We start from the raw sequence: 13900 nt of genomic DNA, 5'->3' as shown, positions 1-13900 counted from the left end.
TCGCGACGCGGATCGTGGGGCGGACGGTCAGGCGCGGGCGCGGGCGACCCGGGAGTAACCGCCCACCATATACAGTACCGAGGCGATGACGACCGCCGCACCGGCGAAGCCGAAGATCGTCAATGCCCCCATGTCCGAGCCGAAAGCGAGGATCACTCCGAGCAGCAGGTGGCAGGCGGCGGCGATGAGGTGGTCGGAGGCCATCGGCGCGGCGCGCAGGGTCCGGTGGATCCACAGCTCGAGGGCGCCGTGGAGGATCGCCCAGATGCAGACGGCGGCGCGCAGCTGCGGCGGGGTGTCGGCGATGAGGAGGAAGACGACGGCGGGGACGACGACGACCGCCTGGCCGAGCAGCGCAGTGCGCACCGGCTGCGGGGCGCGGCGCGCCGCGAGGACGAGGAGGACCGCGGAGAGCGCGAGGTAGGCGATGATCACCCAGTCGACGGTCTGCACGCCGAGGGTGAGCTGGGTGGCGTTCGCGAGGATGTCGCGCGGCCAGAACACCGTGGCCATGCCGAACGCGAACCCGAGGAGGCCGCGGGCGAACATCCAGCGTCCCATGCTCCGCAGCTGGTCTCCGGTGAGGACGGGGTCGACGGAGTCGGTGCCCTCGGGACCGGACTCGAACCGGCCCGGTGCGGGGTCGCCGTCGACGGGTTCGCGGTCGACGAGGGCGGGTTCGCGGTCGACGGGGTCGGTCGGGGTCTCCGGATCGCCCGGGGTCGCTGGATCGCTGCTGCCTGACATCACCGATCCAGTGTAGAGGACGGGCGATCCCGGCTCCTGCCGTTCATCCGGCGGCCGGGCGCCGTTCGTCCGCGGCCCGGCTCCGGTTCGTCTGCTGCGTCTAGCGTGGCGGCCGTGCCCGAGCTCGTCCGACCTGTTGCGGGGACACCCGCTCCTCGACGTCGCGAAGCGCCCCTCGGCCGCGCGGCGCTGTGGTTCTGCCTCGGGCTCGGTGCCGGGATCCTCGTCTGCGCCGTCCTCGTCGCACTCTCCGGACCGATCCGCTTCCTGGCCGAGGCGTCGCCGGGCGTCCGGGTGCTCGCGCTCGCCTGGCCCGTGGTCCTCATCGCGGCCGCCGCATCGCTCCTCCACGCCGGCACCATGGCCGCGTGCGACATCGCCGTGCCGCGAGCAGAAGCGGAGACTCTGCTGCGCACGGGCGCGGCCGGCCTCGCCCGGATCCGCCGCGTCCACGTCGAACGGCTGGGATCGCAGCGCCTGGTCCGGATCGCGCTCGACGCCCGACGCCGCTCGGGGTGCGCGCTGCGCAGCCGGCTGACCTGGCTGCTCGAGCCGCTCGACGCGGAGATGCTCGCCCGCGGGTCGGTGATCCCGGTGCGGTTCGACGCCGCCGCACCCCAGCGCATGGTGTTCGACGTGCGTGCGGACTCGCGCGAGCACGCCGCCGGGATCGATGTCGAGGAGGAGTTCTCGCCGCGCGGCATCCTCCGCGCCCGGCTGCGGTCTGTGCGCGCGTCCTCCTGCGCGGCCCTCGCGCTCGGGCTCGCCGTCGGTGCGGCCACCGTGCTCGCCGGCTGACAGGCGGGCCATCACTGGTCGGTCCCGCATTCACCGCTCGAGAGCCGGATGTCCGCGCTCCGGCCGAGGCGCGGGCCGGCCCGCTCAGGACCGGCGGTGTCGCAGCTCCTCGGGGAAGCGGTCGCGCTCGAAGGTGATGTCGGTGTAGCCGTGCTCCTTCGGCTCTCCGGACTCGTCGAGGCCGACGAACACGATCTTCTCGATCGACAGGATGAGCTCCTCGGTGATGATGTTGCGGACCTCGCAGCGCATGGTGAGCGAGGTGCGACCGAAGCTCGTGGCCTGCAGGCCGATCTCGATGATGTCGCCCTGCACGGCGGAGGCGCGGAAGTTGATCTCGGACAGGTATTTAGTGACGATCCGCTGGTTGCCGAGCTGGATCATCGCGTAGACGACGGCCTCGTCGTCGATCCAGCGCAGCAGGCTGCCGCCGAACAGCGTGCCGTTCGCGTTGAGGTCCTCCGGCCGCACCCACTTGCGGGTGTGGAAGTTCATCTGCGCGAACCGGGCGCGCTCCATCTCCGCGGCCGGGGAGTCGTCGTAGGTGCCGGCGGACCGGGGCGCGGCAGGTCCTGCTGTGCCGGGGGCCGGGGGTACCGGGGTCGCGGAATCGGTCGGGTCGGAGGACGGGGTGCGGGGCGTCTCGCTCATGGATCCATCGTAGGCCGAGGGGCCGGTCAGCCCGATGCCGGATCGGTCGGCCCCACGCCGGCCCGGCGCCGGCACGGCCGGGCCGGCCGCGCCTCGGCCCCGACGCAGCCCTGCCCCGCTCGAGCGCGCACTCCCCCTGATCCTCCCGTCGAGGAATCCTCCATTTACGTAATTACAGGAATTACGTACTATGGACACATGACCGATCACCGCGACCCCGCTCAGACGCCTTCCCCGGGCGACGGGCAGCCGGCTGACGCGCACGGCCCGGCCGGGAACCACCCCCCGGCCGACGATCTCGCAGCTCGCCTCACCGCCCTCGAGGAGCAGGTCTCCTCGCTCGTCGCAGCTCTCGGCACCGAGCCCGGCACCGCCGCCCGCGCGCCGGACCTCGCCGACCCGCTCCCCGGTGACACCTCCGCCGGCGCGCAGCCCACCTCGGGCTCGGCTCGCGGCTCCACCGGTGCGCAGCCGACCGCCGGCGGCGTCGATCCCTTCTGGGCCCTCAACGGGCTCAAGGACACGCTCGGCGACCTCGGCGGTGTCGTGTTCGCCGGCTACCTCCGCAAACAGGACGGCAGGCGGGCCGACTGGCAGTACGGCCGCACGGCCGCGCATATCGAGGCGGCGGACTTCGCGGACTCGGCCGCCGCGCTCGCCGCGCTCGCCAGCCCGGTCCGCCTCGCACTCATCCAGGCCGTGTACGACGGCGCGCACTCGGTTGCAGACCTCGTCGAATCCGGCGACTTCGGCACGACCGGTCAGATCTACCACCACGTCAACCAGCTCGCCGCGGCCGGCTGGCTCGAATCACCGCGGCGCGGCCGCTGGACGGTCCCCGTCGAGCGCATCATCCCGCTGCTCACCATCATCCTCGCCACCCAGGGTTAGGAGCGCCCATGTCCCCCCGCACACTCGTCCCGGCCATCGCGGCGATGGCGGCACTCGCCCTCGTCCTCACCGCCCTCACCCCGTTCCCCCGCTCTCTGCCCGCTGCAGACGCCGCCACCGGTGATGCCGAGCTCGCCGAGGAGGTCCGCACCGCGCTCGACGGCGGACGCGGCCACCACGCCCTCGCCGTCACCCGGATCCATCCCGACGGCTCCACCGAGTTCGCCGGCTTCGATGCCGATGAGCGCACCGAGTTCGAGATCGGCTCGGTGTCGAAGACCTTCACCTCCATGCTCTTCGCCGACGCCGTGGAGCGCCGCGAGGTCACCCCCGAGACCACGCTCGGCGCGGTGTTCGGCGAACGCGCCGACAATGCGCAGGAGGTCACCCTCGACGAGCTCGCCTCCCACCGCTCCGGGCTGCCGCGGCTCGCACCGTCGGGTGCAGCAGGCTTCGCCCGGACGTTCCTTCTCACCTTCCTCCGGCTCGACCCCTACGTCGAGACCCGGGAGGGACTGCTCGACGGGCTCTCCGCGGTGGAGATCGACGCCGAGCCGGAGCCGCTGTACTCGAACTACGGCACGGCCCTCCTCGGCATGGCGCTCGAGGAGGTCACCGGCACCGCCTACGCCGACCTGCTGCGCGAGCGGATCACCGCACCGCTGGGCATGGACGACACCTACGCCCCCATCACCGAGGACGGCCTGGCGACCGGTGCGCCCACGGGCTACACTGCGGCCGGCCTGCGCTCGGGCGCCTGGACCCTCGGACCCGAGGCACCGGCCGGCGGGATCCGCTCGACCCCGCACGACATGGCGATCTGGCTCACCGCGGTGCGTGACGGCTCGGCACCCGGGGCCGCGGCCACGGAGCCCCGGCATCCGTTCGAGGAGCCCGGGGAGGAGATCGGCTGGGCCTGGATCACCAATCCCCTGGAGTCCGGGGAGGGCACCCTCACCGCGCACTCCGGCATGACCGGCGGGTACGCCTCGTTCGTCGGCTTCACCGACTCCGGTGACGCGGTCGTGGCCCTGGCGAACACCGCACTCGCCGTCGGCGGCACCGCCGCCCTCCTCGGCGGCTCCGCAACTCAGGGCACCGACACTGCGGACGACGCACCTGCGAACGAAGGAGCAGATCGATGACCACTGTCCTCACCGCCATCCTCATCGTCGGCCTCGGGATCCTCCTCTGGCTGTCCGCATCCCGGTTCCTCACCATGCGCAGGCTCGCGGCCGCAGTGACCACCGGAGCCGCTCCCGCGGAGTCGATGACCTCCGTCGACTCCGCGGCCCCGGTGACCGTGTCATCGACGCCGGCCGGCCGGGCGGGTCTCTCCGAGAAGGCCGAGAAGACCCTCGCCGGGTCCTCGCGCACCGGGATCATCACGGGCTACATCTCCGTGGTCACGACCTTCGCCATCGTGCGGCTGCTGCTCGGCTTCCCGCTCTGGGCGTTCCTCCTGTGGACTCTCGGCGCGCTCGTCCTCATCGCCTCCGTGTGGTTCGCCGCGCGCGCCTTCCCGGCGCTGCCGTGGCTGCCGACCGCCGGGCGGCGGGCGCAGATCGCCTCCACCGTCGTCGAGTGCATCGTCGCCGTGCTCGTCCTCGGCGTGCTCTTCGCCCCGATGCTGCTCGCCTGAACGGTGAGCGCCCGCTCCGGCGGGTGACCGCACTCCCCACCGGTCGCGCTCTGCTCTCTCGCCGGTGCCGTGCGGCTCACCGGGCGTTCACCGGCGCTTCCTCCCGTCGTCATATGGCCTCATCGCCCGAGCAATACCGGCCGGTAAGACTGTCCTGGATCGCCGTCCCGTGCCACGATCCGACCTGGGAGTCCCATGCAGCGCCTCGGAGCCTCAATACTGATCGCCGCCCTCGTCCTCTCCCCTCTTCCCGCCGCAGCGCTCGGGAGCACCGATACCGGTTCGACCGGCACGACGCCCGAGGCGCAGGTCTTCTCCGATGCCGAGCTCGACGTCCGTCGACTCGTCATCAACCCGACCGCAGCCCCCGACACCTCGGTCGCGGTCAACTTCTCCGCTCCGCCGGCAGCCGGTTACGCGATCGAGGTCGAACACCCGGACGGCACCATCGATTCGATCCCCACGGAACGCGACGGCTTCTACCTCATCAAGCACACGTGGCACGCCGCGCTCACCGGCCTGCAGCCCGCGACCGCATACCGGTACCGGGTCGCGCGGGACGACCTCGACGAGGAGTCTGCGACCGGCCCGGACAGCGGGGCCGGGGACTGGCACTCCTTCACCACCGCCGCCGCCGGCGCGACCGACTTCGACTTCCTCTACTTCGGCGACGCTCAGGAGGGTCTGCGCGACGCCTGGCCGCCGGTCGTCGACGCCGGGTTCGAGGCCGTTCCCGAGGCCCGCCTGTCAATCCACGCCGGCGACATGGTCAACTGGGCGCCGATCCAGATGGAGTGGGATGACTGGTTCGCCGGCCTCGGGGCCAACGCCGCGGACCGGCTCGTCATGCCGGTCCCGGGCAATCACGAGACCTACGGCGACTCCCGCATGCGCTACTTCCGGATGAATTTCGCGCTCCCGGACAACGGCGCCACCGACGAGACCTCCTACTACTACGACTACCAGGGCGTCCGCTTCGTCGGACTCGACGGCAACCGGGACCTCGAGGCGCAGGCGGCCTGGCTCGACGAGGTGCTGACGGACAACCCCCACGATTGGACCGTCGTCACCATGCACCAGCCGATCTTCTCCTCGGCGGTGGGGCGCGACGAGCCCGAGGCGCGTGCGGCGATCGGCCCGGTGCTCCAGGAGCACGATGTCGACCTCGTCCTCCAAGGCCACGACCACACCTATGCCCGCGGCTACGTCGACGAGGACGCCACGGAGACGCCGGGCGTCACCTCCGGGCCGGTGTACGTGATCTCCAATGCGGGGCCGAAGCACTACCAGCAGCAGCCGATCGACGACAACACGTGGACGCAGAACGGAGCGACCCAGGTGGTCCGGCACGGTCAGGTGTCGACGTACCAGAGGATCGCGATCCGCGGGTGCGAGCTCGAGTACACCTCGGTCATCGGCGCGAAGGGATCGAACCCGACGACGGACCTCGGAGTGGGCGAAGTCCTCGATCAGTTCTCCATCGACCGCTGCGGCGAAGACAAGCTCGTGACCGACGGGCCGATCGCCGACGACGGGCGCGCCCCCGAGGACCAGAACCCCGACGAGGATCCCCGGCCGGGCGAGGAGGTGCCCTCGGAGGACCCGACGCCGAGCGACGACGACCCTACCGTCGCACCGACGGGCGACGCTTCGCCGGCCCCGGACGACCCGGAGACCGCCGCGCCGACCCCTGATCCGACCACGGACCCGACCGCATCACCGACCACGGACCCGACGGCATCACCGACCGCCGGCCCGTCCGACGCGCCCGACGAGGAGCAGCCCGGGCGCGAGGACGATGAGGACGACGAGGGAACCGATCCCGGCCAGCCCGGGGATGACCGTTCCGATGGTGATCGCTCCGATGATCCCCCGCGCACGGAGCCCAGGGGCGGGAACGGCACCGAAAGTGGTGAGGACTCCGGCGGCGACCGGGGCACCCTGCCGCGGACCGGGGCCGAGGCCGGTACAGCGCTCGGGGTCGGTGCGGCCCTCATCGTGCTCGGCGCGACGGCCCTCATCCTCCGTCGGCGCCTCGGCTGACCCCGCTCCGCTCGGCCGCGGCGCCGACGCTGCTGTCGGATCCGGCTCAGCTCGCCGGGCCGATGGTGAGCTGGCCGTCGGCCTCGGTCACCTGCGCCTCCTTGAGCGGCACGTCCGTAGGCCCGGACATCACCGTGCCGTCGGCGGTGGAGAAGCGCGAGGAGTGGCAGGGACAGATGATCTCCGTCTCGGTGATCTCGCGCACCGTGCACCCCTGGTGGGGGCAGATCGCGGTGTAGGCGCGGAAGTCGCCGGCGGTCGGCTGCACCACCGCGTAGGTGTTGTCGAGCACGAGTCCGGAGCCCACGGGCACCTCGGAGGCGGCGACGGTGAGGGTTGGGCTGCTCTCCCCGCCGGAGTCGTCGGAGGAGCAGGCGGCGGTGAGGCCCACCCCGGCGAGTCCACCGGTGACGGCGGCGGCCTGGATGACGCGGCGACGGTTCGGCTGGCGGATCATGGGATTCCTCCTGGGGGCGGGGTCCGGGTGCGGGTGGTCGGTGTCAGCGCGGCGGGCGCTTGCCGGGGCCGGCGGCGGGCACGGGGCTCACGAGCCGAGCACCGCGCGCAGCACCGGCCAGGTGCTGCGCATCCTCGCGCGTCCGGTGCGCGCGTGCGGGTGCTCGGGCGGGGCGGTGATGGCGCGGGCGGTCCAGGTACATGCGATGAGCGCCAGCCGGGTGAGAGCGGCGTGCTCGACGAGCGCGGACTCCGCCGGGTCGAGCGCCGCCGAGGTGCCCGCCGCCTCGGCCTGGTACGCCCGGTGGGCGGCGGTGAGGGCCGCGGCCGGATCGCTCTGCCCGATCATCGCCGAGGCGGCGGCGATCGCGAGCTCGGCCAGCCGCGGCGCGGTGGCGGAGTCGTTGAAGTCGATGACGCCGGAGACCCGCCCGCCCGACAGCAGGATGTTGGAGTCGTTGAGGTCCTGGTGGACGACCTGGTGCGGGAGCCCGGTGAGCGCCGGCCGCACCGACTGCTCGAACTCCTGGGCGTGCGCGCGGACGAGCGCGAGGTCGGCCGACAGCGGGGTGCCGAACTCCTGCGGGACCTGCCCGGCGGCCTCGAGCGCGTTGATGCGGTCGCAGAGGGAGAGCACGTTCGCGCCGGTCGCGACGAACGACCAGGGGTGGACCACGGGTGCGGGTTCGGCAGGTGCGTCGGCGAGCGCGTTCGTCATCCGGGCGGCGAGCGCCCCGGCGAGTCCCGGATACCACTCGGACCGGGCGGCGGCCGCCTCCTGCCCGGGCAGGAAAGCGTGGAGCCGGACCATCGCCGGAGTGCCGTCGACGTCGACGAGGGCGAGCGCACCGGAGGACTCCCCGGTCGAGGGGTCGGTGAAGGGGGTGCGGGCCGGGACCTGGGCCGCTATGGGGAGACCGGCGGCACGCGCCTGCTCCTGGGTGCGGCACACCCAGTCGAAATGGGCCGGCGTCATCGTCGGTGACGGGTACTCGGCCTTGAGCACGAACCGTGCAGGCGGCTGCCCGGGATCACCGGCCTGCTCGACGGCATCGGTCTGCTCGGGGTGATCGGATCCTCCGGGTCGATCGGGCTGTCCGAGCTCCGCGCGCAGCAGCACGTTGATCGCGGCGAGTCCGGGCAGGGACTCCTCGAACACGACGTCCACCCCGAACTGCGCGGCGCACAGCCCGACGATCTCCTCGGGAGCGAGCGAATGCAGCGGGCGCGTCATACCTTCCAGCCTACCCGTCGGCCCGCGGCGCGTCAGAGCCGTCGCCCGGGTCCGCAGGCGGTGCGCCGCCGGTGCGCGAGCGGTCGTCGCGCCCCTGTTCCTCCGCGTCGCTGCTCCCGGCGTCCCGGGCCTCGCCCTGGCCCCCACTCCGGCCCGTGGCGTGGCTGCCGGATGCGGTCGCCGGGCTGCGGCGCACCCACAGCGGGCGGAAGGCGGACCCGCGCTTCCGGGCCTGGGCGTGGATCTCGCGGAAGGACCAGCCGCGCATCGGCTGGGGCACGCGCCACTGGAGGCGCCAGGCGAGCATCCGGAAGGCGAACACGAGCACCACGATCACGCTGCCCGTCCACACGTTCCAGATGTCGTTGAAGCGGACGAGCGCGGTGAGCACCGCGCCGACGAAGGCCGGGATCACGTAGAGGTCGGAGCCGTTGAACACGGCGGGCACCTCGTTGGCGACGACGTCGCGCATGAGCCCCCCGCCGGTCGCGGTGAGCACTCCGAGGATGACGGCGGCCGGGAAGTTCATCCCGCCGCCGATCGCGATGATCGAGCCGGTGACGGAGAACAGCGCGAGCCCCAGGGCATCGAACACGACGATCAGCACGCGGGCGCGTTCTGCGCGGTGTCCGAGCAGGTAGACGACGACAGCGGCGAGCACCGGCGGGAGCAGGTAGATCGGCTCCCGGAGCGAGGTGGGGGTGGTGCCGAGGATGACGTCGCGGATCACACCGCCGCCCAGCCCGGCGAGGAGACCGAGGATGAGACCGCCGGTGATGTCGAAGTTCCGGCGCGCGGCCAGCAGGTTGCCGGAGATCGCGAAGAAGAAGACGCCGAGGAGGTCGAAGACGAGGAGCAGGACGGAGGGGGAATTCACGCCTCCCAGCGTAGTCCGCACCCACGCTCGTCGGCACAGACGGCGCCCGTCCGTAGTCGGGACGGCAGCCCGGCCCGGACCTCGGGCCGCACCCACCGACCCCGGATGCAAGTGTTTCTCACCCGGGCAACCGAATATCAGCTCAAACGGCCCGGAACGCCCCCGAAACAGCTGCTGTTCGCAGAGACTCTCGCATCGGCATCCGCAGCCGGGGATGGGAGCCCGGCCCGCAGCCGGGGACGGGAGCCCGGCCCGCGGCCGGGACTGCGGGCCAAAGGCCGACAGGTGGAACCTTTTGCTTCCCAGTGTCCGCGCGGCTGAGGTCGTATCGTGGACCATGTCGTCACCACGCCTCGGAGGTGCGCTGCCGGCCCGCTCTGCACCACCGCACCCAGCACCGCCGCACCTCGCGCCGGCAGGCCTCCGCCCGTCCGCCCCGCCTCCACGAAAGGTCTCCATGTTCACGCAGTCGGCCAAGCTCTCCAACGTCCTCTACGACATCCGCGGGCCCGTGCTCGAGGAGGCCGACCGGATGGAGGCGGAGGGCCACCGGATCCTCAAGCTCAACATCGGCAACCCCGCCCCGTTCGGCTTCGAGGCCCCCGATGCGATCCTCGTCGACATGATCAAGCACCTCCCGGAAGCACAGGGCTACAGCGACTCCCGGGGGATCCCCTCGGCCCGCCGCGCCGTCGTCCAGTACTACGAGACGAAGGGCATCCGGAACCTCGATGCCGACGACGTCTACCTGGGCAACGGGGTGAGCGAGCTCATCACGCTCTCGCTCCAGGCGCTGTGCGACCCCGGAGACGAGATCCTCGTCCCCACCCCCGACTACCCGCTGTGGACCGCCTCGGTGGCACTGTCGGGCGGCACCCCCGTCCACTACCGGTGCGACGAGCACGACGGCTGGAACCCCGACCTCGACGACATCCGCGCGAAGATCACCCCGCAGACCCGCGGGATCGTCGTCATCAATCCGAACAACCCCACCGGCGCCGTCTACTCCCGCGAGCTGCTCGACGGGATCGTCGAGATCGCCCAGGAGCACGACCTCATCGTGTTCGCCGACGAGATCTACGAGAAGATCACCTACGGCGACGCGGAGATGGTGAACATGGCCACCCGCACCGGCGAGGACGTGCTGTGCCTGACGTTCTCCGGGCTGTCGAAGGCGTACCGGATCGCCGGCTACCGATCGGGCTGGCTCGCGATCACCGGTCCGAACTGGAAGGCCGAGAGCTACCTCGAGGGCATCAAGCTGCTCGCGAACATGCGGATGTGCGCGAACGTGCCGGCCCAGCACGCGATCCAGGCCGCGCTCGGCGGCCACCAGTCGATCGAGGACCTCATCCTGCCCGAGGGCCGCCTGGGCGCGCAGATGGCACTCGCGGCCGAGCGCCTCAACGCGATCGACGGGGTCAGCTGCTCACCGGCACGCGGCGCGCTGTACCTGTTCGCCAAGCTCGACACGGAGAAGTTCGGGATCGTCGACGACGAGCAGTTCGCCCTCGACCTGCTCCGCGAGCAGAAGATCCTCGTCAGCCACGGCACCGCATTCAACTGGGGGCGGCCGGACCACTTCCGGCTCGTCACCCTGCCGAGCGTCGAGGTGCTCGCCGAGGCGCTCGACCGGCTCGAGGAGTTCCTCGCCGGGTACCGGCAGACCGAGGCGGCCGCCGCCCGCTGAGGGGAGCGGGCGGCCGCGGCGACCCGCTCGCCGCGCGCCCGCCTCCTGTGGGCGGCCTGGACGCGCCTGCCGGCGCGATTGGGCACAATGGGGTCATGAGTGAGTTCGATGACACCCCCACCGACGGCCCCGACTTCGACGACGCCCTCGCCGGCGACGACACCGCGGTCGACAACAACACGTCCGACGACACCCTCGACGACGCCGCATTCGACGACGTGCTCGCCGAATCCGCGGAGGGCGAGGTCGGCTCCGTCGAGCTCGAGGACGATTCCTTCGACCTGCGTGCCGTCGACATGCCGCTCACGGCAGCAGATGCCACAGCCCTCGGACTCACCGGGCTGCTCTCGCTCATGCGCCCCGACGACGTGGCCCCCGGCCCCGGTCGGTTCGCCTACCGGCTGGCCTACGGCGCACTCTCCGGTGCCACCCTGTGGCTGACGAACACGGCGGAGGAGACCACGGACCTCGACGCCTACGCCGCCCGCAACCTCAATACGGGCATCGCCCTGGGCGGCGGCGTGCTGTGCTCGGCCCTGTTCGACCCGCGGATCTCCGCGAACTGGTGGGCCGACGACTTCTTGGCGAAGCTCGGGATCAAGCACCCGCGGGTGACGGTCGCCGGCCTGACCGTCGCCGCGACCGCAGGTGCGATCATGCTCGAGCGCTGGCTCGACGCCCACACCAAAGGCATCGGCTTCGAGGCCCCCGAGGACGAGGAGACCGAGGTCGAGCTCACGCCCTCCCAGCGCACCGTGCTCGACCTGCTCGTCGTCGGCGAGTCCGCGAACGCGCGCTCGCTGCGCGACCAGCTCGCACGGGCCCGGTTCTTCGTCTACGGCGACCACAACTTCTACCGGGTCGAGGTGCCGCAGGAGGGACAGCGGATCCTCCCGCACTCCCACATCCACCCCACCCGGGGCCGCTTCACCGATGCCGACGGGCTGCCGGCGCTCGTCACGCTCCACATCGAGGACGGGTACCTCTCCGCGGTCGAGGTCGGCCCCGACTGGCTCGACCTCACCGAGGAGCCCGAGGACTGGACCCCCTACGAATCCGCCGATGCGTGGCCCAAGCCGGCCGAGGTGACGCTCGTCAAGGACGAGCGCTGAGCTCTCACCCGGCGTCGTAGGCGGCGTACGTCCACAGATGCATGAGCGCCCGCGCACGGTGCGGGCGCCACGGCTCGGCGAGGTCCTGCGCGGCGCGCGGGGACAGGGTCGCCTCGGCCCCGGTGAGGCGGGCGAGCGCCTGCCGCAGCACGAGGTCCCCGGGGACGCAGGCGTCGGAGTCGACAGTGCACCGGAACAGCAGGTAGTCCACGGTCCACGGCCCGACCCCGGACACCGCGAGCAGCCGCTCACGCAGCCGCGCCACCGCCTCGACGTCCGCTGCGGCGAGCTCTGCCGCCCCCACCGGGTGGTCCCCGGCGTCCGCGAACACCGCGGCGGTGCCGACGATCGCCCGCGCCCGCATGCCCGGCACCCGCAGCAGGCCGGCGAGCTCCCCCGCATCGAGTGCCGCGACCGCCCGCGGGTCGGGGAACCGCACACCGTCCGGGGACAGCAGGGAGTGGAACCGGGCGTCGAGAGTGCGGGCCGCGGCGAGCGACACCTGCTGGCCGAGGATCGCGAACACCGCGGTCTGGAAGGGGTCGAAGGCCCCCGGCACGCGCACACCCGGCCGCGCCCGCACGAGCGGGCCGACGATCGGGTCGCCGCCGAGCGCGGTGCTCACCTCGGCCGGATCCTGGTCGAGATCGAGGAACTGCCGCACCTGGTCGAGCACCGCCGGGTGATCGGACTCCGACCCGCCGAGGCGCACAGTCACCGCGGACTCCCCCGGATCCGGCAGGTCGATCTCGAGCGGGACGGGCCCGTGCGCGCCGTCCACCGAACGGGAGTACGTGCCACCGGCGAACGCATCGACCCCGACCACGAGGTGCGCGCGGAGGAACCCGGCGAACGCCGCCGCATCGAAGGGCGGGGTGAAGGGCAGGCGGTGGACCGCCGTCGGGCCGGACCGGGTCACCCGGCCTCGGTCTTCCTGAAGTAGTGGAGGTTGTCGACGACGAGCCGCTCCGCCTCGTCCGCACGGCCGGCGGCGATCGCCTCGACGAGCTCGATCGTCTCCTGTGCGCTGCGGAGGTCGACAGCGGGGGACTTGGGGCCGAGGTCGGCGACCCGGCTCTGATCGCGCAGGCGCAGGCCGATGCTCGCCGCCCGGTGTCCCAGCCCGGCGCGGAGCACCTCGCCGTAGAAGCGTCGGTCGGCGGTGAGGAAGGCGGCGGAGTCCTCACTGCGCGCCGCCTCGAGCACCGATCCGGCGAGCTCGCGCAGCCGTTCGATCGACTCCGGCTCGCCCGCCTCGCATAGGCGCCGCACCGCGGGCACGGTGAGCAGGGAGCGGATGAGGATGATCTCCTCGAGGTCCGCCTCGGTCACCGGCACGAGCCGGTAGCCGCGGTTGGGCACGGCCTCGACGGTGCCCTCGGCGACGAGCGACATCATCGCCTCGCGCACGGGGCTCAGCGACATGCCGAGCTGCTTGGCGAGCGCCGCGGCGGAGTACACGGTGTGCTCGGCGAGCTCCCCGGTGATGATCGCCGAGCGGATCTCGTCGAGCGCCTGCTCCCGGAACGAGGGGCTGCGCACCACCCGCCGGCGCCCGGTGTCCGCGCTCATGCCGCCGGCCCCGGCCGTCCGGTGCGCGCTCCGCTGTGCTCCATGGTCCTCACTCCTCCTGCCGGGGCACCGCCGACCTCGGGCCGGCGCGGTGCCGACCCAGCCGGTGCGGCTCCGTCATCGGTGCGCCCCGGACCCTTGACATCCCTGTGACGCACATCACTATACTCATCCTATCGGTAATCGA

General features: G+C 72.3%; 14 protein-coding genes. 7 read left to right on the top strand and 7 right to left on the bottom strand.

The annotated features are described in order from the left end of the window. Positions 1-27: 27 nt before the first annotated feature. Positions 28-747 carry a hypothetical protein gene (locus FDF13_RS04275; RefSeq protein ID WP_137318573.1) on the bottom strand — a complete coding sequence of 240 codons (720 nt, stop codon included), beginning with the start codon at positions 745-747 and terminating at the stop codon, positions 28-30. 114 nt (positions 748-861) lie between these two features. On the opposite strand from FDF13_RS04275, the gene FDF13_RS04270 reads away from it, so the two are divergent. Beyond that, entirely contained in the window at positions 862-1545 is a 684-nt protein-coding gene (locus FDF13_RS04270; protein WP_137318572.1) for a hypothetical protein, read from the top strand. Between the two features lie 84 nt (positions 1546-1629). Here FDF13_RS04270 and FDF13_RS04265 read toward each other — a convergent pair whose 3' ends face one another. Then, positions 1630-2064 carry an acyl-CoA thioesterase gene (locus FDF13_RS04265; RefSeq protein WP_137320363.1) on the bottom strand — a complete coding sequence of 145 codons (435 nt, stop codon included), beginning with the start codon at positions 2062-2064 and terminating at the stop codon, positions 1630-1632. Between the two features lie 330 nt (positions 2065-2394). Between FDF13_RS04265 and FDF13_RS04260 the strand changes: the two genes are divergently transcribed. The 4 genes from FDF13_RS04260 (at position 2395) to FDF13_RS04245 (ending at position 6772) form a co-directional block, all read left to right on the top strand. Beyond that, positions 2395-3087, top strand: a complete 693-nt coding sequence (locus FDF13_RS04260) for a helix-turn-helix transcriptional regulator (RefSeq protein WP_137318571.1) — start codon at positions 2395-2397, stop codon at positions 3085-3087. Positions 3088-3095: 8 nt separating this feature from the next. Next, positions 3096-4232 (top strand): serine hydrolase, encoded by a 1137-nt coding sequence (locus tag FDF13_RS04255; protein WP_137318570.1) that lies wholly within the window; start codon positions 3096-3098, stop codon positions 4230-4232. After that, entirely contained in the window at positions 4229-4729 is a 501-nt protein-coding gene (locus FDF13_RS04250) for a hypothetical protein (protein ID WP_137318569.1), read from the top strand. Before FDF13_RS04255 ends, FDF13_RS04250 begins: the two co-directional genes overlap by 4 nt. Before the next feature lie 195 nt (positions 4730-4924). After that, complete coding sequence (locus tag FDF13_RS04245) at positions 4925-6772, top strand: metallophosphoesterase (RefSeq protein WP_137320362.1); 1848 nt, start codon at positions 4925-4927, stop codon at positions 6770-6772. Positions 6773-6818: 46 nt separating this feature from the next. On the opposite strand, the gene FDF13_RS04240 is transcribed toward FDF13_RS04245, so the two are convergent. The 3 genes from FDF13_RS04240 to FDF13_RS15150 form a co-directional block, all read right to left on the bottom strand. Continuing rightward, on the bottom strand, positions 6819-7229 hold the full coding sequence (locus FDF13_RS04240; RefSeq protein WP_137318568.1) for a ubiquinol-cytochrome c reductase iron-sulfur subunit: 411 nt from the start codon (positions 7227-7229) through the stop codon (positions 6819-6821). An 87-nt stretch (positions 7230-7316) separates the two neighbouring features. Continuing rightward, positions 7317-8462 carry a phosphotransferase enzyme family protein gene (locus FDF13_RS04235; protein WP_137318567.1) on the bottom strand — a complete coding sequence of 382 codons (1146 nt, stop codon included), beginning with the start codon at positions 8460-8462 and terminating at the stop codon, positions 7317-7319. 10 nt (positions 8463-8472) lie between these two features. After that, complete coding sequence (locus FDF13_RS15150) at positions 8473-9339, bottom strand: trimeric intracellular cation channel family protein (protein WP_368074052.1); 867 nt, start codon at positions 9337-9339, stop codon at positions 8473-8475. A 457-nt stretch (positions 9340-9796) separates the two neighbouring features. On the opposite strand from FDF13_RS15150, the gene FDF13_RS04225 reads away from it, so the two are divergent. Then, positions 9797-11029, top strand: coding sequence for a pyridoxal phosphate-dependent aminotransferase (locus tag FDF13_RS04225; RefSeq protein ID WP_137318565.1), 1233 nt, complete (start codon positions 9797-9799; stop codon positions 11027-11029). Positions 11030-11124: 95 nt separating this feature from the next. Next, positions 11125-12141 carry a hypothetical protein gene (locus FDF13_RS04220; RefSeq protein ID WP_137318564.1) on the top strand — a complete coding sequence of 339 codons (1017 nt, stop codon included), beginning with the start codon at positions 11125-11127 and terminating at the stop codon, positions 12139-12141. Positions 12142-12145: 4 nt separating this feature from the next. Here the strand turns inward: FDF13_RS04220 and FDF13_RS04215 are convergent, their stop codons facing one another. After that, the gene (locus tag FDF13_RS04215) at positions 12146-13060 is read right to left on the bottom strand and encodes a DNA-3-methyladenine glycosylase (RefSeq protein ID WP_137318563.1); all 915 of its coding nucleotides are present in this window, start codon (positions 13058-13060) and stop codon (positions 12146-12148) included. Next, on the bottom strand, positions 13057-13713 hold the full coding sequence (locus tag FDF13_RS04210; protein WP_137318562.1) for a GntR family transcriptional regulator: 657 nt from the start codon (positions 13711-13713) through the stop codon (positions 13057-13059). The genes FDF13_RS04215 and FDF13_RS04210 overlap by 4 nt, the downstream gene beginning before the upstream one ends. Positions 13714-13900 lie beyond the last annotated feature (187 nt).

Source organism: Brevibacterium sp. CS2, from assembly GCF_005280295.1.
In the GTDB taxonomy this organism is placed as follows: Bacteria; Actinomycetota; Actinomycetes; order Actinomycetales; family Brevibacteriaceae; genus Brevibacterium; species Brevibacterium pityocampae.
The sequence above is the reverse complement of the archived record's forward strand: the minus strand, read 5'-3'. Positions and strand labels throughout refer to the sequence as shown.